Annotated in this window: 18 protein-coding genes; 2 read left to right on the forward strand and 16 right to left on the reverse strand. The window is 68.7% G+C overall.

Translation table 11 applies throughout. From position 1 onward, the window contains the following. Positions 1-73: 73 nt before the first annotated feature. From AB4Y75_RS11595 to uriH, 8 genes are all read right to left on the reverse strand, one after another. Entirely contained in the window at positions 74-1,867 is a 1,794-nt protein-coding gene (locus AB4Y75_RS11595) for an alpha/beta fold hydrolase (protein WP_441436034.1), read from the reverse strand. Beyond that, the gene (locus AB4Y75_RS11600; protein ID WP_441436035.1) at positions 1,864-2,463 is read right to left on the reverse strand and encodes a TetR/AcrR family transcriptional regulator; all 600 of its coding nucleotides are present in this window, start codon (positions 2,461-2,463) and stop codon (positions 1,864-1,866) included. Before AB4Y75_RS11600 ends, AB4Y75_RS11595 begins: the two co-directional genes overlap by 4 nt. A gap of 163 nt (positions 2,464-2,626) precedes the next feature. Beyond that, positions 2,627-4,216: a histidine ammonia-lyase gene (hutH, locus tag AB4Y75_RS11605; protein ID WP_441436036.1), complete on the reverse strand. Its 1,590-nt coding sequence runs from the start codon at positions 4,214-4,216 to the stop codon at positions 2,627-2,629. 98 nt (positions 4,217-4,314) lie between these two features. Next, positions 4,315-6,042 (reverse strand): urocanate hydratase, encoded by a 1,728-nt coding sequence (locus AB4Y75_RS11610; protein ID WP_441436037.1) that lies wholly within the window; start codon positions 6,040-6,042, stop codon positions 4,315-4,317. 277 nt (positions 6,043-6,319) lie between these two features. Further along, on the reverse strand, positions 6,320-7,276 hold the full coding sequence (locus AB4Y75_RS11615) for a nucleoside hydrolase (protein ID WP_441436038.1): 957 nt from the start codon (positions 7,274-7,276) through the stop codon (positions 6,320-6,322). Between the two features lie 60 nt (positions 7,277-7,336). Then, positions 7,337-8,275 carry a ribokinase gene (locus tag AB4Y75_RS11620; protein ID WP_441436039.1) on the reverse strand — a complete coding sequence of 313 codons (939 nt, stop codon included), beginning with the start codon at positions 8,273-8,275 and terminating at the stop codon, positions 7,337-7,339. Continuing rightward, positions 8,272-9,693, reverse strand: a complete 1,422-nt coding sequence (gene uriT, locus AB4Y75_RS11625; RefSeq protein WP_441436040.1) for a uridine transporter UriT — start codon at positions 9,691-9,693, stop codon at positions 8,272-8,274. The genes AB4Y75_RS11620 and uriT overlap by 4 nt, the downstream gene beginning before the upstream one ends. Continuing rightward, the gene (gene uriH, locus AB4Y75_RS11630) at positions 9,690-10,676 is read right to left on the reverse strand and encodes a uridine-preferring nucleoside hydrolase UriH (RefSeq protein WP_441436041.1); all 987 of its coding nucleotides are present in this window, start codon (positions 10,674-10,676) and stop codon (positions 9,690-9,692) included. The genes uriT and uriH overlap by 4 nt, the downstream gene beginning before the upstream one ends. Before the next feature lie 153 nt (positions 10,677-10,829). Between uriH and AB4Y75_RS11635 the strand changes: the two genes are divergently transcribed. Further along, on the forward strand, positions 10,830-11,951 hold the full coding sequence (locus tag AB4Y75_RS11635) for a LacI family DNA-binding transcriptional regulator (RefSeq protein WP_441436042.1): 1,122 nt from the start codon (positions 10,830-10,832) through the stop codon (positions 11,949-11,951). Positions 11,952-11,960: 9 nt separating this feature from the next. On the opposite strand, the gene AB4Y75_RS11640 is transcribed toward AB4Y75_RS11635, so the two are convergent. After that, positions 11,961-12,746, reverse strand: coding sequence for an IclR family transcriptional regulator (locus AB4Y75_RS11640; RefSeq protein WP_441436043.1), 786 nt, complete (start codon positions 12,744-12,746; stop codon positions 11,961-11,963). 300 nt (positions 12,747-13,046) lie between these two features. Here AB4Y75_RS11640 and AB4Y75_RS11645 point away from each other — a divergent pair, with 300 nt between their 5' ends. Beyond that, a complete protein-coding gene (locus AB4Y75_RS11645; protein ID WP_441436044.1) occupies positions 13,047-13,487 on the forward strand; it encodes an SRPBCC family protein in 441 nt (146 codons plus the stop codon). A 109-nt stretch (positions 13,488-13,596) separates the two neighbouring features. On the opposite strand, the gene AB4Y75_RS11650 is transcribed toward AB4Y75_RS11645, so the two are convergent. The 7 genes from AB4Y75_RS11650 to AB4Y75_RS11680 all read right to left on the reverse strand — a co-directional run bounded on the left by AB4Y75_RS11650 (position 13,597) and on the right by AB4Y75_RS11680 (position 20,937). Then, positions 13,597-14,310 (reverse strand): ABC transporter ATP-binding protein, encoded by a 714-nt coding sequence (locus AB4Y75_RS11650; protein WP_441436045.1) that lies wholly within the window; start codon positions 14,308-14,310, stop codon positions 13,597-13,599. Further along, positions 14,297-15,184, reverse strand: coding sequence for an ABC transporter ATP-binding protein (locus AB4Y75_RS11655; protein ID WP_441436046.1), 888 nt, complete (start codon positions 15,182-15,184; stop codon positions 14,297-14,299). Before AB4Y75_RS11655 ends, AB4Y75_RS11650 begins: the two co-directional genes overlap by 14 nt. Next, the gene (locus AB4Y75_RS11660) at positions 15,177-16,373 is read right to left on the reverse strand and encodes a branched-chain amino acid ABC transporter permease (RefSeq protein WP_441436047.1); all 1,197 of its coding nucleotides are present in this window, start codon (positions 16,371-16,373) and stop codon (positions 15,177-15,179) included. The genes AB4Y75_RS11655 and AB4Y75_RS11660 overlap by 8 nt, the downstream gene beginning before the upstream one ends. Next, the gene (locus AB4Y75_RS11665; RefSeq protein WP_441436048.1) at positions 16,370-17,401 is read right to left on the reverse strand and encodes a branched-chain amino acid ABC transporter permease; all 1,032 of its coding nucleotides are present in this window, start codon (positions 17,399-17,401) and stop codon (positions 16,370-16,372) included. Before AB4Y75_RS11665 ends, AB4Y75_RS11660 begins: the two co-directional genes overlap by 4 nt. A gap of 82 nt (positions 17,402-17,483) precedes the next feature. Further along, entirely contained in the window at positions 17,484-18,719 is a 1,236-nt protein-coding gene (locus AB4Y75_RS11670; RefSeq protein WP_441436049.1) for a branched-chain amino acid ABC transporter substrate-binding protein, read from the reverse strand. Between the two features lie 416 nt (positions 18,720-19,135). Continuing rightward, a complete protein-coding gene (locus AB4Y75_RS11675; RefSeq protein WP_441436050.1) occupies positions 19,136-20,059 on the reverse strand; it encodes an ATP-binding cassette domain-containing protein in 924 nt (307 codons plus the stop codon). Next, positions 20,056-20,937, reverse strand: a complete 882-nt coding sequence (locus AB4Y75_RS11680; RefSeq protein WP_441436051.1) for an ABC transporter ATP-binding protein — start codon at positions 20,935-20,937, stop codon at positions 20,056-20,058. The genes AB4Y75_RS11675 and AB4Y75_RS11680 overlap by 4 nt, the downstream gene beginning before the upstream one ends. Positions 20,938-20,940: the final 3 nt, after the last annotated feature.

Here is a 20,940-nt window from a genome sequence, read left to right on the forward strand (position 1 = left end):
GGCCGGGCCGGCGGGGGCCCGGTCGGCGGGGCGGGCCGGGCCCGCGAAGGCCAGCCGGGCCGCCCGCGCCACCTCAGACCCGGGTGCCCTGCAGCAACCCGATCAGGGAATCAGCATGAGTCAGCTGCGGGTGGTGGCCCGCACCGGGCACGGTGAGCAGCTCCACGTTCGGGCGAGAGCCGAGCTCCTCCACCGCCTCCTGCGAGAGCGGGTCCTCGCTGCCCGTGATGATCCTGACCGGACCGGTGAAGCGCCCCAGCGCATCACGGAGCTCGGCACGCCAGCGCTTCGACCCGGCGAGGGCGAGCTGTGCGGCCACTCGCGGAGCCGTGCCGCGCTTGAGGTCGCTGACGCTGCTCTCGAGAGCCGCGGCACTCGCCTCCGAACCGGTCAGGCGGCGGGACAGGCTCGCCGGGCTACTGCGCCGCAGGTACGCGCTGACGAACGGCCTCAGCACCGCCGGGAAGCCACCCGGCGCCTGGAGGAAGAACGGCGCGACCAGCGTCAGCGACCGGACCCGCTCCGGGAAGCGCGCGGCGGCGAGCACCGCCGCAGCCGAGCCGATCGAATGGCCGATGAGGTCGACGTCGTCGCCGCGGAGCAGTTCCGGCAGCCACTCCTCCCAGTCCCGGACGCCGTTCCCGCCGCTGAGGCCGAGGCCCGGCAGGTCGACGGCCCGCGCGCCGCTGCCCGCGGCGACTCCGGCCCAGGTGTCGGCATTGACCGGAAGACCGGGCAGGATCACGCGGGAGGCCTCGCGGTCGCCGAGTTCGAAGGTCCGCACTCCGGCCGCGTCCACGAACCGGCGGTCCTCAGCCATGTCGGCCCCGAAACGGTGCGCGGCCAGGTGGTCGGCCCAACGGTCGAGGGACCGGAGCACCTCGGGCATGCGGAGTCCGTTCCGCGCGGCCAGCTCGACGGCGGACCCGGTCGGGTAGCGGTCAGCCGACAGGAAGCCGAGGGTCTCGGGATCCGCCTGGGTGACGCTCTGCGGGAGCCGTTTGATGACACCCACGGGCACCCTCAACCAGGGGACCTTGCTTCCGAGATGACGCCCCACGTGCGTGAGCAGGTCCGCGAGCGGCGGGGTGGCGTCGTCGAGCACCCAGAAGGCCTTGTTCAGGGCCTGGGGATCGATCGCGGCCGCAGCCATGAAGGACGCCAGGTAGTCGACCGTCAGCACCGGGACGAAGGTGGAGTTCCCCGCGGGGAGCGCGGCGGCGGTGCCGTCCCAGAGCTGCTCGATGTTCCGCGCCAGGCCGATGATCTGATCCGATTCCCCGGTCTCGCTGTCGCCGATCACGGTGGCCGGGTTCATGATCGTCCACGGGACTCCTCGCTCGAGGGCGAGGGCCTGGAAGATCGCGTCGGACTCCACCTTGGAGGCCTCGTAGCCGCCGAGTTCCCGGTAGACCGCCGCGCGGCGCTCCTCTGACCACGGCACGGCGGCCGGGTCCTGCCCGCCGACGCGGTACCCGGAGATGTGGACCAGCCGCTGCAGCTTGGGGAGGCCCGCGGCGAAGTCGATCAGCTTCTCGACGATGCCGACGTTCGCGCTGCGTGCCTCCTCGGCGGACATGCCGAACCGGAAGGACCCGGCGCAGTTGTGGATCTCGGTGATGTGGGGCAGCGCCCCGGGCCCTCCGGCGACGATCTCCGGGGCGGCGAAATCGGCGATCACCGTGCTGACGTGCTGCGTCAGGCCGTGGTCCGTGAGCCACTGCTGGACCCGCTCCGCCGACCCGGCACTCCGGACCGCCGCCGTCACATTGGCGCCGGCCCGCGCGAGGGTCAGGACCAGGTGCCGGCCGATCAGGCCCGAGGCGCCGAAGACCAGTGCCTGGCGGGATGCTCCGTGCGAACTCATCGTGCACCTCCCACGGCCTGGAGACGCTGGTCGATGAGCTCGGCCACGACGTCGGCGGCCGTGAGCAGGGGCTGAATGCTCCGCGTGGCGCGGGAGACGATGACCGCGCCCTCAGTGGTCGAGACGACGACGGTGGCCAGCGCGCGGGCCCCCTCGGCGTCGAGTCCGGCACTTTCGAGCAGGGCCGCCGTCGGCGCGATCCACGACTCGAACGCGGTGGCGCAAGCCTGCCGCAGCCGTTCGCTGTCGGCGCCCATCTCCAGGGTCACCACGGAGACGGGGCAGCCGAGACGGAAGTCGCTCTCGCCGACGATGGCCGCCAGGGCCTCGATCGCGGTGCGCGCGGCTTCGCCAGGACCTCCCGCAGTGGCAGCCGCTTCGGCGATGAGCGTGCCGAACTGCGCCGCGGCGAGTTCGATCGCGGCGACGCCCAGCCCCTCCTTCCCGTCCGGGAAGTGGAAGTAGACCGAGCCCTTGGGCGCTGCGGCGTGTTCGATCACGGCATTCAGTCCCGTGCCGCTGTAACCGCTGGTCTGAATGAGTTCGAGCATGGACTCGGCGAGCCGTGCCTTGGTGAGGGTTCCTTTGGATGGCATAGGAAAATAATAGACCAGTCTATATATTTTGCCAACCGGGCAGTCTGGTCACGGAATCCAGGGGGTCCTTAAACGCTGAAACAGTGGTTTTCCGACGAAACCGCGTGGAAAACACACTGTTTCGTCGGAAAACCACTGTTTCAGCGGGAAGGGCAGCCCGGAATCAGGCCAGCGGACCCACGGCCTTCTCGGCGGCGTCGCGGATGGCACCGGCGCCCACGAGCTTGTCAGCGGCCTCCAGCTCCGGCGAGAGGAAGCGGTCGACTCCCGGGCCCTCGACGACGGCGCGCAGCACCTCGAGCACGGCGGTGCCGGCCGGGCCGGGGGTCAGCTCACCCTCGGAGAGCTGAGTGCGGATGTCCAGGGCGCGGCAGCTGGTCACCAGCTCGATGGCCAGAACACGGCGGAGGTTCTCGATGGCCTTGCGGAGCTTGCGAGCGGCGTGCCAGCCCATGGACACGTGGTCCTCCTGCATGGCGGAGCTCGGGATGGAGTCCACGGACGCCGGAACGGCCAGGCGCTTGTTGTCCGAGACCAGGCCGGCCTGCGTGTACTGCGCGATCATCAGGCCGGAGTCCACGCCCGGGTCGCCGGCCAGGAAGGCGGGCAGGCCGTGGGAGCGGGCCGGGTCCAGCATGCGGTCGGTGCGGCGCTCGGCGATGGAGGACAGATCCGCCACGGCGATGGACAGGAAGTCCAGCACGTACGCCACCGGGGCGCCGTGGAAGTTGCCGTTGGAGGACACGCGGCCGTCGGGCAGCACCACCGGGTTGTCGATCGCGGCGGCGAGCTCGCGGGTGGCGACCAGCTCGGCGTGGGTCACGGTGTCGCGGACGGCGCCGGCCACCTGCGGGGCGCAGCGCAGCGAGTACGCGTCCTGCACGCGGGAATCGCCCACCTTGTGCGAGGCGACGATCGGCGAGTCGGACAGGACGCGCAGCATGTTGTCGGCGCTGGCGGCCTGGCCCGGGTGCGGGCGCAGGGCGGCGTGCAGCTCCGGGAGGAACACCTGGTCGGTGCCGAGCAGCGCCTCGACGCTGAGCGCGGCGGTGATGTCCGCCGTCGTCATGAGATTACGCAGGTCCGCGATGGCCATGAGCAGCATGCCGAGCATGCCCTCGGTGCCGTTCACGAGGGCCAGGCCCTCCTTCTCGGCGAGCGTGACCGGCTCGATGCCGTGCTCGGCGAGGAGTTCCGCGACGGACGGACGGCCGGCGACGCCGTAGAGCTCGCCGTCAGGACCGGTTGCTTCGCCTTCGCCCATGACCACGAGGGCGCAGTGCGACAGCGGCGCGAGATCGCCGGAGCAGCCCAGCGAGCCGAATTCGCGGACCAGCGGGGTGATGCCGGCGTTGAGGACCTTGACGAAGGTCTCGAGGACCTCGGCGCGGACGCCGGTGCGGCCGGACGCCATGGTCTTGGCGCGCAGGAACATGATGGCGCGGACGACTTCACGCTCGACGGCGGGTCCCATGCCCGCGGCGTGGCTGCGGATCAGCGACTTCTGCAGCTGGGTGCGCAGGTCGTTGGGGATGTGGCGATTGGCCAGCGCGCCGAAGCCGGTGGAGATGCCGTACGCGGGGGTGTCGCTGACGGCCAGTTCGTCGATGTGGGCGCGGACCTTGGACACGTTGTCCAGGGCCTCCTGGGAGATGGTGATCTGAGCGCCGTGGCGCGCGACGGCGAGGACGTCCTCCGCGGTCACGCCGGCGGAGTTGAGGACGACCGTGGTCTCGGAAGTGGTGATGGTCATGTGAGGTCTCTCTTCAAAAAGTCTGGATCGACTGCTCCGTAGTTGTCGTTCTGAGCCCTCAAAACGACACCTACGGAGCGATGGATGGAGGATGCGGGTCAGCCCTGCATCGGAATGCGGACGCCGCGCTCGGCGGCGACCTCGATGGCACGCTCGTAGCCGGCGTCGACGTGGCGGATGACGCCCATGCCCGGATCGTTGGTCAGCAGCGCGGTGAGCTTGGCGGCGGCCAGCTCGGTGCCGTCGGCCACGGAGACCTGACCGGTGTGGATGGAGCGGCCGATGCCGACACCGCCACCGTGGTGGATGGAGACCCAGGTGGCGCCGGAGGAGGCCGCGGTCAGGGCGTTCAGCAGCGGCCAGTCGGCGATCGCGTCGGAGCCGTCCTTCATGGCCTCGGTCTCGCGGTACGGGGAGGCCACGGAACCGGAGTCGAGGTGGTCACGGCCGATGACGATCGGGGCCTTGACCTTGCCCTCGGCCACCAGCTTGTTGAAGAGCAGCCCGGCCTGGTGACGCTCACCGTAGCCGAGCCAGCAGATGCGGGCCGGGAGCCCCTCGAACTCCACTCGCTCCTGAGCGGCGTCGATCCACTTGTGCAGGTGCTTGTTGTCCGGGAACAGTTCCTTGATGGCCTCGTCGGTGACGCGGATGTCCTCGGGATCGCCGGAGAGGGCGACCCAGCGGAACGGGCCGAGGCCCTCGCAGAAGAGCGGGCGGATGTAGGCCGGGACGAAGCCGGGGAATTCGAAGGCGCGCTCGTAGCCGCCCTTGCGGGCCTCGTCGCGGATGGAGTTGCCATAGTCGAAGACCTCGGCGCCGGCATCCTGGAACTCGACCATCGCCTGGACGTGGCGGGCCATGGAGACCTGGGCCTTCTTGGTGAAGCCCTCGGGGTCGCCCTCGGCCTCGCGCTTCCACTCGTCCACGGTGATGCCCTCGGGCAGGTAGGACAGCGGATCGTGCGCGGAGGTCTGGTCGGTCACGACGTCGACGACGAACTCGCCCGCCTGGTGGCGGCGCAGGATCTCGGGGAAGACCTCGGCGGCGTTGCCCACGTAGCCCACGGACCAGCCGCGGCGCTCCTCCTTGGCCTTGAGGACCTTGGCGATGGCGGTGTCCAGATCGGTCTCCACCTCGTCCAGGTAGCGCTTGCCGACACGGCGGCGCAGGCGGGTCTCGTCGACGTCGACGATCAGGCAGGCGCCGTCGTTCAGGGTGACGGCGAGCGGCTGAGCGCCACCCATGCCGCCGCAGCCGCCGGTCAGGGTGAAGGTGCCGGCCAGCGGACCCTCGTGCTCGCGGCCCTCTCCCTGACCGCCGTCGGCGCGGCCTGCGGCGATGAGCTTGTTGCCGAGGGCGGCGAAGGTCTCGTAGGTGCCCTGGAGGATGCCTTGGGTGCCGATGTAGATCCAGGAACCGGCGGTCATCTGGCCGTACATCATGAGGCCCTCGGCCTCGAGGCGGCGGAATTCGGGCCAGGTGGCCCAGTCGCCCACCAGATTGGAGTTGGCGATGAGCACTCGCGGGGCCCACTTGTTGGTGCGGAAGACACCGACCGGCTTGCCGGACTGGACCAAGAGGGTCTCGTCCTCCTCCATGTCCTTCAGAGTCTCCGTGATGGCGTCGAACGCCTTCCAGGAGCGGGCGGCGCGGCCGGTGCCGCCGTAGACCACGAGGTCTTCGGGGTGCTCGGCGACCTCGGGGTCCAGGTTGTTCATGAGCATGCGCAGGGGCGCTTCGGTCTGCCAGCTCTTGGCGGAGATCTCGGTGCCGCGGGGCGCCTTGACCGGGCGGGTTCCGGTGGTGAAATCGGCGGGTGCCATGGTGACTCCTTGTGTGGCCAGTGGTTCGGGACCTCAGGGTCCGGCGCGAGGCCGTCATCCCTGGGGGCACCTCGCCGGGGGCGTCCTTGCCGTTCCGGGTGCGGTGCTGTGCTTCCCTTCAATGACACCGCACTTGTGAGCCCGCCCATAGGGGCTTTCCGGGGGTCATGTCCGGGATCCCGGACATGCCGCTTCCGGAGGCGAATCCCCCGTTAAACGGACATTCCCCGGCACCGGAGCGCCGGGGAATGTCCGTCAGGCCGGGGAAACCCCAGCGTCAGAACGCCCGCAGGATCCCGTCCACCAGGGCGTCCGGGAAGCCCGGTTCCGCCTCGAGGACCACGTGGCACGTGGCGCCGTCCTGGTCGCCGTTCCCGCGGTACCGTCCGCGCAGGTCACAGACCGTGGCGCCGCGCGCGGGGCCCTGCCCGGTCTCGACGGCGACCCGCACCACCGGTCCGAGCGTCACCGACACCTCGTCCAGGGCGATGGCCGCGGCGAGCGGGTCGTGCATGGCCGAAGACGGCCGGCCGAAGATCCCCCGGTAGAACTCGAAGTAGTGCTCCAGCATGCGGGCGAGAACCTCGGGGACCGCCTTTCCGGAGTCGAGGAGCCGTCGCCGGTGCTCCTCCTCCATCACCTCGGTCATGGTGACGTCCAAGGGCACCAGAGTCACGGGCCACGGCGCGGCCAGCACCTCGGCGGCCGCCTCGGGATCATGGAAGATGTTCGCCTCCGCCGCCGCGGTGATGTTCCCCGGGGCGAGCGCCGCGCCGCCCATGATGGTCACGTGGGCCACCATCTCCGGCAGACGGGGCTCCCGCCGGAGCGCGTCCGCCAGATTCGTCAGCGGCGCGACGGCGATGACGTGCAGCTTGCCCTCCTGCTCGCGCGCCAGCCGGATGAGCATCTCCGCGGCGGATTCCGCCTCGGGCTCCCGCTCGGCGCGTGGCAACTCGACCCCGCCCAGGCCGTTGTCGCCGTGCACGTGTGGAGATCCGCCGCCGTAGGCCGCCGCCTGGAAGTCGTGGCAGCCGACGGCGACCGGGATGTCCGGACGACCGGCGAGGGCCAGCAGATCCAGGGTGTTGCGGGCGCACTGCGCGGCCTCGCTGTTGCCGCTCACCGTCCCGACGCCCAGCAGCTCCGCCCGCGGCGAGGCGAGCAGATAGGCGATGGCCAAGGCGTCGTCGATCCCGGTGTCGCAATCGAGGTAGACGGGAGTGGTGTCCATGAGCGGCCTTTCAGTGCGGTTCGTGAATGCGGGCGGTTCGTGAGGCTGAAGGAGAGCGGTTCAGCGGTCGCGGAGCGCGACGACGTCGGCGTCCGTGCCGTAGGACGCCTGCGCACCCCGGCCGGTGGCCGCGTGAGCCGCGGCCACCGAGGCGTACCGCGCGGCCTCGACGAGGGAATCCCCCGCGGCTAGCCGGGTGGCGAGTCCACCGGTGAACGCGTCGCCCGAGCCGGTGGTGTCCACGGGCTCGATGCGGGTGGCCGCGATCCGCTCAATGGTGACTTCCTGAGCAGAACCGGCGCCGTCCAGCACCACGACGCCCTGCGCGCCCAGCGTCACCAGGACCCGGTGGAACCCGGCCCCGGCGAAGGCGTCCGCCACCGCGGACCAGTCCTCGCCCTCGGCGGCGGGGGCCTCACGGCCCAGCAGCTGACCGGCCTCATGAGCATTGACCAGGAGGATGTCCGTGGCTGCCACGAGATCCTCCTGGATCGGGGCGAACGGGGAGAGATTCAGGATGACCGAGACTCCGGCCGCGCGGCCCGCCCGGGCCGCCGAGAGCACCGTCTCCTGCGAGACCTCCAGGCACAGGCAGACCGCCGCGGCGCCGTCGAACACCGAGGACGCCTGCTCGACGTCCTGCGGGGACAGTTCCCCGTTGGCCCCGGCCACGATCACGATGCTGTTCTCGCCCTGCGCGTCCACCGTGATGCCGGCGACGCCCGTCGGCACGCCCTCGATCCGGCGCACCGCCGCGACGTCCACCCCGGAACCGCGTGCGGAGCCGAGCAGCATGGCGCCGTTCGCGTCATCGCCCACGGCCCCGATGAGCCGGACGTCCGCGCCGAGCCGTGCTGCGGCGACCGCTTGGTTGGCGCTCTTGCCGCCGGGCTGAATGACGAAGTCCGTGCCGAGCACGGTTTCGCCCGGCAGCGGCATCCGCTCGGCGTACAGGGTCAGATCCGCATTGAGCGAACCGACCACGACCACATGACTCACGACTGCACCTCGGCTTCTGCGGGACGGGGGATGAGGAAGGACGCGGCGAACGCGGCCAGGGTGATGACCAGACCCGTGAGCACCACCGTGAGGTAGGAGAGCTTCGGGTCGGACAGGGACTGCGTCGCCTGGAGCACCGCGGGCAGCACCAGGAAGCTCAGACCGGCGCCGAGGTTGAAGGCGCCGGCGTTCATGCCGGGCAGGAAGCCGGGGTTGCTCTTCGGGGAGAGCACGACTCCGAGGCCGTTGAGCATGATGTTCACGGTGCCAGCGTAGGCGATGCCGAGCAGCGCCGTGGCGATGATCATGACGGGCAGGCTGCCGAGTCCGAAGAACGCGATGACGGCCAGGGCCACCACGCTGCCGGTCATGCCCAGGTGCAGGGTCCGCCGGTAACCGAGGACGGGGGCGAGACGCCCGCTGAAGGGGCCCACCAGCCAGCCGAGCAGGGCGTACGGGGTGAGGATCATGAGGGACATCTCGGTCGGGCCCACGGAGAAGCCCGGGGAGGCAGCCTGCACGAAGGCCGGGACGATGCCGTTGATGACCGCGAAGATGCCGGTCATGGTCAGCGTGGTGGTGAGCAGCAGCGCCCACATGGAGCGCTGGCGCAGGTGGGCGATCTCGACCATCGGCTGCGCGGTGCGCTTCTCCACGGTCCAGAAGCCGATGAAGGCGGCCACGCCCACCACGGCGAGGACGATCGAGAAGGTGAGGGTGCCGGCGTCGAACGCGGAGACGAGACCCGCCGCCGAGTTGAGCGCCGTCAGCACCGCGCCCACGGCCACCACGATGAAGAACACGCCCGCCCAGTCCATCCGGGTGCCCGCCTGCGGCTTGGATTCGGGGGCCAGGACCAGGACGAGCACCGCGGCCACGACGGCGAGGGCCGTCATGATCCAGAAGAGGCTGCGGAAGCCGTAGTGCTCGGTGAAGAAGCCGCCGACGAAGGAGTCGACGCCGGCCACGCCGCCGTTGACCGCCGTGATGAGGCCCATGAGCGAGCCGTAGCGGCGCGGATCCGTGACGGCGGAGCGCAGCATGAGCAGGCACAGCGGGACCGTGGGGCCGGAGACGCCTTGGATGATACGGCCCACGAAGACCCAGCTGACGTCAGGGGCGACGGCGGCGATGACCGAACCGATCGCCATGAGCGCCATCATGCCCACCAGGACGCGCTTGCGGCCCACGATGTCACTCAGACGCGGCAGGAACAGGGAGAACAGCGCCGCGGCGGTGAAGAACCAGGTCTGGCTGAGGCCGATGGTGGCCTGGTCCGTGTGCAGCTCGTGCTCCATGGACACCAGCGCGGGGCTGAGCATGGAGGCGTTGAGCTGGAAGGCGATGCAGGCGGTCAGCAGCGCGGCGGTCAGGACGCCGACGCCGGGCCCGGACTTGGTGACGGTGGTGGTGCTCATGCGGCGGCTCCCGCCTGCTCGGGCTCACCGATGGCCTGGATGGCGTCGATGACGAGATTCCAGAACTTCTCCCGGTCCAGGTCGACCGCAACGGAGGTGGTGCAGTCCTCCGGCGCGGGAGCGCGGAAGTCGGCGACGGTCATGCCGAGGGTCAGCGTGCCGTTGAGCTCGATGTCCACAGGGACGCGCTGCGTGGTCATGACCGTGGGGTCGATGACGTAGGCGACGGCGCACGGGTCGTGGACGGGCGGGAAGTCGAAGCCCTGGGCGTCCTTGTAGGTGGCGGCGAAGAAGTCCATGAGCTCGACGACGAACTGGGCCGGCTTGGTGCCGATCGCGGCGATGCGCTCCACGACGTCCGGCGTGGCCAGGGCCTGGTGGGTCAGGTCGAGGCCGACCATGACGACGGGCCAGGATTCGTTGAAGACGATGTGGGCGGCCTCGGGGTCGATCTTGATGTTGAACTCGGCGACGGCGCTCCAGTTGCCGACGTGGTAACCGCCGCCCATGAGGACGACCTCGCGGACACGCTCCACGATGCGCGGCTCCTTGCGGGCCGCCAGGGCGATGTTGGTCAGACCGGCCGTGGGCACCAGGGTCACGGTGCCCGGTTCATGGGCCATGATCGTGTCGATGATGAGGTCCACCGCGTGGCGCTCATCCAGGCCGAAGGCGGGCTCAGGCAGGGCCGGGCCGTCCAGACCGCTCTCCCCGTGGATGTCCGGCGCGGTCTCGATGGTGCGCACCAGCGGGCGGGCGCAGCCTGCGGCGAAGGGGACGCCGGTGATGCCGGCGATCGTCGCCACGGAGAGCGCGTTGCGCGTGACCTTCTCCAGAGTCTGGTTGCCCACCACGGTGGTCACCGCCAGGAGTTCGATGTCCGGATTGCCGTGCGCCAGGAGCATGGCGACGGCGTCGTCATGGCCCGGGTCGCAGTCCAGGATGATCTTGCGAGGGCTGTTGTCTGCGGTGACAAGAGGCATGGTTGCTCCACGTCGTCGGGGGCGGGCCGCCGGGGTGGCGGCAGGGGTACACCAAGGAGTGTGACACCGTTCACGGAGCGACGTCAAACGCTTAACGTCAAACGCTTGATGCGTTGCGTTCCGGAGCGCCTCCCCTCGCCTAAGATGGAGCGCATGGACGACGACGCCGCGAACCCCCTGCCTCGCCGCCGCGCGGGTGCCGCGGGGGTCGGCGCCGCCGGGGCCGCGGACGCCGGAACGCCGTCGGCCGGAATCCCGTCCGCCGGAACCCCGGGCGCCGGCCGGGTCACGGCCGCCATGGTCGCCCGCGAAGCCGGGGTCTCCACCGCGACGGTGTCGCTCGTGGTCAGCGGCAAAGCCCAGGGACGCATCTCCGCCGCCAATCGCGAGAAGGTGCGGGCCGCCGTCGAACGCCTCGGCTATGTGGTGGACACCGCGGGCAGCACGCTGTCCAAGGGATTCAGCCCCGTGGTGGTGCTCGTGGCCACGGACATCGCGAACCCGTTCTACGCCGAGCTGATCTCCGAGGCCCGGGCGGCGCTCGGCGACCGCTACGAACTGCTGCTCTCGGTCGGCGGCCCGGGTCGCCAGATCGACCCGGCCACGATCCGCAAACTGCTCTCGCTGCGCCCGGCCGGCTTCCTCATCGACGCGCCGAACGCCGAATTGGTCGCGGCTCTTCCCCCGGGCACCCGCGCCGTGCTCCTGGACGCCCCCGGGCTTCAGGGCGGCCTGCCCAGCGTCAATCTCGACGTGGCCGACGGCGCCGCTCAACTCGCCCGGCACCTCGCTTCCCAGGGCCACCGGAACATGGGGTACCTGGACAGCACCATCGACGCCGCGACCTTCCGGGTCCGCCGCGAAGCGTTCCGTGAAACCGCCGCTGAGCTGGGGCTCGAGGTGCTGGACGGCGCGGCCTCGCTGACGGACATCGACGCCGCAGCGGAGGCCTTCGCGGAGGCGTGGCCCGCGTGGGGCGCGGCAGGGGTGACCGCGGTGGTCGGGTGCACGGACACCCACGCGTACGGGATCCTGGGGGCCGCCGCCGAGGCGGGCGTCGCCGTGCCCCGGCGACTCGCCGTCGCGGGCTTCGACGACCTGCCGTACTCCCGGCACACGAGCCCGCCGCTCACCAGCGTGAGCCTGCCGTCCGGGGAGCTGGGAGCGGCCGCCGGGCGCACCCTGCGAGCGCTGATCGAGGGTGGGTCACCCGAGCATGAGCACGTCGAAGTCCCGAGCAGGCTGGTCGCCCGGGCGTCGACGTCCCGGGGCTAGGCGCCGGGTTCAGCCCTTGGCGCGGCCGTACAGACGGGTGGTCAGCTCGTTCGCGACCTTCTGGATGCGTGCCGCAAGCGAGGGCCATTCCTCCACCGGCACCCGGTCCTCGATGAAGGTCACCGCGATGGCCGCCGTCGGCCAGCCCAGGTGGTCCGTCACGGCGGCCGCGACGGAGCCGAAGCCGGGCGTCACCTCGCCGTGTTCGGTGGCGAAGCCGCGCGTCCGGACGTCGTCCAGATGACGGGACAGTGCGGAGTAGCCGGAGATCGGGCTCGTGGTCTCGTGCCGTGAGACGAAGGCGGCCGCATTCGGGTACAGGGCCCTGACCTGGGGCTTCGGCAGGGCGGCGAGGATCGCGCGCCCGCTGGCGGTCAGGTGCGACGGAAGCCGGACGCCGACGTCGGTCACCAGGGACGGGCGCCCCTTGGCACGTTCCTCCACGATGTACAGGACGTCGCGCCCATGCAGGACGGCCAGGTGAGCGCTCTCCCCGATCGCATCGACGAGGCCCGCGAGCAGTGGCCGGCCCAGGCGGGAGATGGGTTCCTGACGGCTGTACGCGCTGCTGAGTTCGAAGGCTCCCAGCCCCAGGCCGTAGCGCTTCTCCTCCTTGAGATGCATGACCAGCCCGTGGTCCTCCAGGACCGTCAGCAATTGGTACACGGTGGAGCGGGGCAGTTCCAGGGCGGTGGCGATGGCGCTGGCCGGCTGCGGACCGCGGCGTGAACTGAGGAGCTTCAGGATCCGCAGCGTGTTGTCCGCCGCGGGGACTTTGGGTTTGGGTGCACCCACGGGGCAGTCCTTTCTGCATGGCCGCCATCCCGGACGTGAACTGGGGGCGAAGGCTCACCCCATTGTGACAGGCGCGGCGTGACGGCGCGCCGTGTGACAGCGCGCGGGCGGGACGGATGTGACGCGGCGTCCCGGGCCGGGCGCCCCTCCGCGAGCACGCGCCCTTGACCAGCGGTCACGTGCGCGCCATAGAGTGGCGAAAGCGCGCCATGTGCATCCGGCGCCGGAGATCAGCGGTCATGGCCGCTTCGTTTCCACCCACCGCATTGGATCGCCGCCCACCAACCCCTTGAGGAACCTGTGCACGTCGACATCTCCGTCAGCACGCTGATCAACCGCCCCACCGCCGTCGTCGCCGAATTCGCCGCCAACCCGCTGAACGCGCCTGAGTGGTACTCGAACATCACGGCCGTGGCACTGCATGCCCCGGGGGCGCCGTTCGGGGTCGGTTCGCAGATGGATTTCGTGGCCCATTTCCTGGGCCGGCGCCTCAGCTACACCTACGAGGTCACGGAGCACGAACCCGGACGGTCGCTGACGATGCGGACCGCTGACGGCCCGTTTCCGATGCAGACGACCTACACCTGGTCGGCCGAGGGCGACGCGACCGTGATGACGCTGCGCAACACGGGCACTCCGGCCGGATTCAGCGTGCTCCTCACACCGTTCATGAGCTTCGCGATGAAAGCCGCCACCACGAAAGACCTCGCCGACCTGAAGAGGATCCTCGAGCAGCGCTGACGGCGGGTCGCACTCCCGGCTCGCCGTCGCTGTCGCCCCTGAAACACAGAGGCCCCCGGAACCCCGACGGGTCCGGGGGCCTCTGTGCAGATATCTGCTCAGGACCACGTCAGGCGACGCCCAGGTAGGCCTCCTTGATGGCCGGGTTGGCCATGAGTTCCTTGCCGGTCCCCTGATGCGTGATGGACCCGGTCTCCAGGACGAACGCACGGTGCGAGCGGGCCAGGGCCTGATTGGCGTTCTGCTCCACCAGCAGCACCGTGGTGCCCTGGTTGTTGATCTCCGTGACGATCTTGAAGATCTGGCGGATGAACTGCGGGGCCAGACCCATGGACGGCTCATCCAGGAGCAGCAACTTGGGGTTGGACATGAGAGCCCGTCCGATGGCCAGCATCTGCTGCTCGCCACCGCTCATGGTGCCCCCGAACTGCTTGGACCGCTCCTTCAGGCGCGGGAACAGGTCGAACACCCGCTCCAGATCCTTGGCGATCCCGGAGCTGTCCTTCCGTCCGTACGAACCCATGCCCAGGTTCTCCATGACCGTCATCCCCGGGAAGATCCCGCGGCCTTCCGGCGCCTGGGAGATGCCCTGGAGCACCCGCAGGTGGGCCTTCATGGACGTGATGTCCTTGCCCATGAAACTGATGCTTCCGGAGGACGGATTCAGCAGTCCGGACACGGTCCGCATGGTGGTGGTCTTCCCGGCTCCGTTGGCGCCGATCAGGGAGACGATCTCCCCTTCCTCCACAGCGAAGGACATGTTGTGAATGGCCTGGATGCGCCCGTAGTGGACGGACACGTTCTTCAGCTCAAGCAAGCTCATCTTCAGGCTCCCCGAGGTAGGCGGATATGACTTTCGGGTCCTCGCGGATCTCCTTGGGAACGGCGTCGGCGATCTTCTTGCCGAACTCCAGCACGACGATGCGGTCCGTCACCCCCATGACCAGCCGCATGTCGTGCTCGATGAGCAGCACCGTGTAGCCGTCATCCCGGATGGTCCGGATGAGCGCCATGAGCTCCTCCTTCTCCGCCGGGTTGAAGCCGGCGGCCGGCTCATCGAGGCACAGGAGCTTGGGGTCCGTGGCCAGTGCGCGGGCGATCTCCAGTCTCCGCTGGTAGCCGTACGGCAGATGCCGGGACAGGTACTGCGCGTGATCCGCGATGCCGACGAATTCCAGGAGCGCCATGCCGCGCTCGATGGCGGATTTCTCCTCCCGGATATGCGTGGGAAGGCGAAGCAGAGCACCCCCCACGCTCGTCTTGTGCCGGGCGTCCAGTCCCACCACCACGTTTTCCAGGGCCGTCATCTCGCCGAACAGGCGGATGTTCTGGAACGTGCGGGCCAGGCCGCGCCGGGTGATCTTGTGCTGGGGCAGGCCGTTGAGAGGCTTGCCTTCCAGCGTGACCGTCCCGGACGTCGGCTTGTACACGCCCGTCATGGCGTTGAAACAGGTGGTCTTCCCGGCGCCGTTGGGGCCGATCAGACCCAGGATCTCGCCGCGGTTGATGTCGAACGTGACCTTGTCCAGGGCCGTCAGGCCACCGAACTTCATGGTCAGGTTCTCCACCCGCACCAGAGGCTCGCCCACATTGACCGAGATGTCCCGTTCCGGCGCGACCTTCTCAGCCACCTCGAGGTCCACACCCTGTTCCTTCAGGGCGTCGACGTCGATCTCCGGTTGGATCGCTTCACTCATCGCCGGCCGCCTTCCCACCGTCCGTGTCCACCTGGGCGCGTCGGCCCGTCGGAGGTTCCTTCAGCTTGTTGTACGCCAGCCGCCCGTACGCCAGCAGACGCTGACGCGCCGGGAGCAGGCCGCCCGAACGGAAGATCATGATGAGCACGAGTGCCACTCCGAAGATCAGGTATTTGAACTCCGCGATCGCCGTGAATCTCAGCGGGATGTACGCCACGAGGGCACCGCCCAGGACGGCGCCGACCTTGTTGCCCGTGCCGCCCAGAACGACGGCGGCCAGGAACAGGATGGATGTGGCGATGTCGAACTTCTGATTGTTCACGAAGCCCACCTGCCCGGCGAACAGAGCACCCGACAGGCCACCCACGGACGCGCCGATGGCGAACGCCCAGACCTTGTACTTGAACGTGGGAACGCCCATGATCTCCGCGGCGTCCTCATCCTCGCGGATGGCGATCCAGGCGCGGCCCACACGGCTGCGCTCCAGGTTGCCGGCCAGAAGCAGCACGATGATGATGATCGTCAGCGTGAGCCAGTACCAGGGTGTGCCGTTCGAGTTGAGGAAGATCGGCTGCCCGTCGGCGTCCGTCCCCGGAGGACGGCCCACGTTCTGGAAGCCCACCTGGCCTTTCATGGCCGGGATGATGGTGGCCAGAATGCGCACGATCTCGCCGAAGCCGAGCGTCACGATGGCCAGGTAGTCACCGCGGAGGCGCAGCGTGGGCACGCCCAGCAGCACGCCGAAGAACATGGTGATCGCCATGGCCAGCGGGAGGGTCCACAGGTACGGAATATGGAGGTACGGCGAGTCCGGGCTGGTGAACATGGCCGCCGTGTAGGAACCCACGGCGAAGAAGGCCACATAGCCGAGGTCCAGAAGACCGGCGTAGCCCACCACCACGTTCAGGCCCACGGCGACGAGAGCGTACACGGACATCTGCGCCAGGGCGATCTGCCAGTTGTTGCCGGGTTCCGTGGTGATGAACGGAGGGTTCAGGATGGGCAGCAGGTACGCGATGACCACGACCACCATGAGCCAGAGCCACTGGACGTGGCGTGGGAGCGCGTTCCACTTGTCGCCGAGGCCGGGGAACCAGCCGCGACGACGGCGCCCCTTGGCTTCGCGGTCAGCGATCGCCTGATCTGCGGCGGAGTCGGGGATGAGGGTCGGGCCGTCTGTGGTGCTCATGCCTTACTCTTTCCAAGCGAGCTTCCCAGGATGCCTTCGGGACGCACGACCAATACCAGGACCAGCACCACGAACGCCACGACGTCGGTCCACTGGGAACTGCCCAGCAGCACCTGCCCGTAGTTGCCGATCAGACCGATCAGCAGGCCACCCAGAAGGGCGCCGCGCACATTGCCGATGCCGCCCAGGACCGCCGCGGCGAACGCCTTGACGCCCAGGATGAAACCGCCGTTGTACTGCACACCGGACGGGATCTTCATGACGTAGAACAGGGCCGCAGCACCGGCCAGCACCCCGCCGATCGCGAAGGTGGTGAGGATGATCTTCTCCTTGTTGACGCCCATGAGCGTCGCCGTGTCCGGGTCCTGGGCCACGGCACGGATGCCGCGGCCGGTCTTCGACTTCCGGATGAACTGGTCCGTGGCCACCATCAGGATGACGGCGGCGATGATGATCACCAATTGCTGGGAGTCGATGATGGTGCCGAACACATCGAAGATGGGCAGCGGGCGGAACATGGTGAGTGCCGCTTCGGGGCTCGGGCCGCGCCACCAGTAGATGAGGTACTGGATCGCGAAGGAGACACCGATCGCGGTGATGAGGAACGCCAGCCGGGGCGCCTTGCGTTTGCGCAGCGGCTTGTACGCCACGCGCTCGACGACGACGGCGGTGAGGGCGGAGGCGATGATGGCCACCACGAGGGCCAGGAGGAGATTGCCCACGATCGCCCAGAACGGCAGATGAGGTGCGGACGGGCCGAAGTTCAGCGCGCTGAGGGTGAAGAACACGCCGTAACAGCCGACGATGAAGACTTCCGAGTGAGCGAAGTTGATGAGGTTGAGGACGCCGTACACGAGGGTGTAGCCGAGGGCCACCAGAGCGTAGATGGCGCCGAAGGTCAGTCCGTCGAAAGTGGAGCTCCAGAAGTTCTGGGCCAGGGAGTCGACGTCGAAAGTGATCCAGGTGTCGTCCGTGGGCACTGCCAGTGGCACGGCGTGGATGAGGCTGGGAATTGCTTCACTGATCATAGGAGCTTCCTGAGGTGATCAAGAGAAATGCTGGGGGTGCACACGATTGCGTACCCCCAGCACTCTGTTGAAACTGCCGACCTTACTTGCCGATCACGCCGATCGGCGCGATCTTGCCGTTTTCGACCTTGTAGCCGTAAACATCGGGAGTCGCCAGTTCGCCGGTGGAGTCCCACTTGTAGTGCTTGGACAGGCCATCGGCGTCGTAGGCCTTGACCCACGCGAGGAGATCCGCGCGGGTCTGCTTGCCGTGGTCGATGCCCGACAGCAGCACGGTGGCGGCGTCGTAGCCTTCAATGGAGTAGGTGCCGGGTTCGGCGTTGGCCACCTTCTTGTATTCGGATTCGAAGCTCGGGATCAGCTCGCCCGGGATGCAGGGGCAGGTGAAGAACGAGTTGGAGGACGCGTCGCCGGCCTGCTTGATGAACTGGTCATCCTTCACGCCGTCCGGGCCCACGAAGGATCCGGTGAAGCCCTTGGCCACCAGCTGCTGGTCGAACGGCGCGGCCTCGGCGTAGTAACCGGCGTAGTAGACCGTGTCGGCCTTGGAATTCATGATCTTGGAGATCACCGCGGAGAAGTCCTTCTGACCGGTGACGACCTTGTCGGATCCGACCATGGCCGAACCGAGTGCCTGCGAAGTCTGGGTTCCCAGGCCGATGCCGTAGTCGGAGTCGTCCTGCACCACGTAGACCTTCTTGGCCATCAGCTTGTCCGTCAGGAACTTGGCTGCGGCCGGCCCCTGGACGGCGTCGTTGCCCAGAGCACGGAAGAAGGTGGTCCAGCCGTTCTTGGTCAGATTGGGGTTGGTGGCAGAGGGGGTGATGTGCACCAGGCCCTTCTGTTCGAAGATGTTGCCCGTGGCCTTGGACTCCCCGGAGAACGGCAAGCCGACCACGCCGATGATGTCGGCTTCCGACACGATCTGCGTGACAGGACCGGTGGCCTTGTTGGGATCGCCTTCCGTGTCGAATTTCTTGAACTGCACCTGGCAGCCGGGGTTGGCGGCGTTGTGCTGGTTGATGGCCAGCTGGATGCCGTTGAAGATGTTGATGCCCAGCTGGGCGTTGGGACCGGTTTCCGCGCCGGCGTAGGCGATCGTGGTGGTGGCGGGACACTTGCCCTTGCCATCCCCTGCGGGGAGCACCGCGGCCGAGGGGACGTCCACCTTGGAGATCGCGGGGATGTTCACCTTGCCTCCGTCGGCGCCTGACGTGGCCGTGGTGCCCGGGCCGCTCTGGTTGGCGCAGCCGGACATCAGCATGCCGAGCGCCACCGCTGCAACTGCCGTGACTGAAAGAGCTTTCTTCCTGTACATAAATGGCCTCCGCGCCAGATCAGGGTCTGATTCATGCACTCGCAGTGGTGTATCCGCGAGCACTTCCAAGAGCGTACTCCCAGCAATGTGACATAGGCCACACTTTTGGCGTCAGGATCTGATAACGAATACGTCGCCTCACCAGCCGAAACCCTGTCGGGGCTCGACCCGAGGCGCGCGAGCGTCCCCGTGCGTGAGGTGCGTGGCCGCCGTCGAGCCTGACCATCGGACCCCCTGTCCACCGCTTGGCGACAGGGGAGCGATGAAGCGCGGCACATCATGTGCAATGTGCCGCATCCGCTGAAGTGAGCGTAGGGCCCCCGGGACGGCGCTTGGATTCCGGGAGATCACGTTCGCGTAAAGAGTCGGTTACGCCGCCTGGTGTATGGCGGGGCGGACGCAGCGCTCGCAATCGTTCACTCCCCAGGCAGCGCCACCAGGTGGCCGCCTCCGACATCCCGCAGTTCGCGGCTCGGTCCCCCGGGGAGGTCCCAGGACCGGTCGCTGCCCCGCCGACGTCGCTGCCCGCGCTCCCGGGGGTTCACGATCGGCACAGCGTCCAGCAGTTCCCGCGTATACGGGTGGCGTGGGTCGTCGAAGATCTGTTCGCGGCTCCCCTGCTCCACGATCGCCCCGCGGTACATGATCGCCACGGAGGTGCACATGTGCTCCACCACGCTCAGATCGTGCGAGATGAACAGGAAGGAAGTCCGTCGCTCTTCGCGCAGATCGCAGAGGAGGTTCACGATCTGGCCTTGCACCGAGACATCGAGGGCTGAGACCGGTTCGTCCGCCACGACGAACTCCGGTTGCAGGGCCATCGCCCGCGCGATGACGATCCGCTGGCGCTGCCCACCGGAGAATTCATGCGGGTAGCGGTCCAGGGCGTCCGCGCCCATCCCGCACTGTTCCAGCACGTCGATGACCCGCTGCCGCTCGTCGTCGCGGGACGCCAGGCCGTGGGTCCGCATCGGCTCGCCGATGGCGGTGACGATGCGCAGCCGCGGGTTCAGCGCTCCGAAGGGGTCCTGGAACACGTACTGCATCCGCCGTCGGAGTCCGCGGAGTTCGGAGCGCGGCAGGTCCAGGATCTCCTGGCCTCGGAACCGCACGGAACCGGCATCCGGCTCGTGCATCCGCACGATGGCCTGGCCCAGGGTCGTCTTGCCGCTGCCCGACTCACCGACCAGTCCGAACATCTCCCCCTCACGGATGCTCAGGCTCACCCCGTCCACGGCGCGCACGGTCTCCCGGGGCGCTCGGCGACTGCTGCCTCGCGCGCGGAACTCCTTCACGATGTCGCGCGCTTCGAGGAGCGCCGGCGCGGGACTCCCCGTCATGCGTGCACCCCCGTGGCCTCATGACCCTGCGCGGCCAGCCTGCGCACGTCCTCCGGAATCGTGGGCAGGCGATCCAGCCGCTGACCCAGCAGCGGGCGGGCACTGAGCAGTGCCTCCGTATAGGGGTGTTCCGGCTTTTCGAAGATGCTGAACACGTCTCCTCGTTCCACTGTCCGTCCGCCGTACATGACCAGCACTGAATCGGCGACCTCGGCGATAACGCCCAGATCGTGCGTGATGAACAGCATGGCCATGCCCGTCTCGTCGCGAAGCTCCAGCAGCAGGTCGAGGATCTGGGCCTGGACGGTGACGTCCAGCGCCGTCGTCGGCTCATCCGCGATGAGCAGCCGCGGTCCGCAGCAGAGAGCGACGGCGATCATCACCCGTTGCTGCATCCCACCGGACAGCTCGTGAGGGTAGGAGCGCATGATCCGCTCCGCTCCGGGAAGTCCCACCCGGCGGAGCCATTCCACCGAGCGATCACGGGCCTCGGCCCGCGAGACGGACTCGTGGGCGCGGATCGTCTCGGTCAGCTGCCGGCCGATGGTGAAGACCGGGTTGAGGGAGCGAGCCGGCTCCTGGAAGATCATCCCCACTTCTCCACCCCGGACACGCTGCAGGGCGGTCTGCCGCAGTGTGAGGACGTCGGCGCCGTCGAACAGCACCTGCCCGCCGGAGATCTCCCCCGGCTCGTCCACGAGTTTCAGCAGCGAGAGTGCCGTCAGGCTCTTGCCGGAGCCGGACTCCCCCACGATGCCGAGCACCTCTCCCGGGCCGATCTCGAAACCTACACGGTCCACCACTACACGATGCCCTCCGCCTTCGGCGGGGAACCTCACACTGAGATCTTTCACGCGGACCAGGGGTTCGGTCGCCATGAC

It is taken from the genome of Arthrobacter sp. RAF14 (assembly GCF_052114185.1).
Lineage (GTDB): Bacteria > Actinomycetota > Actinomycetes > Actinomycetales > Micrococcaceae > Arthrobacter_E.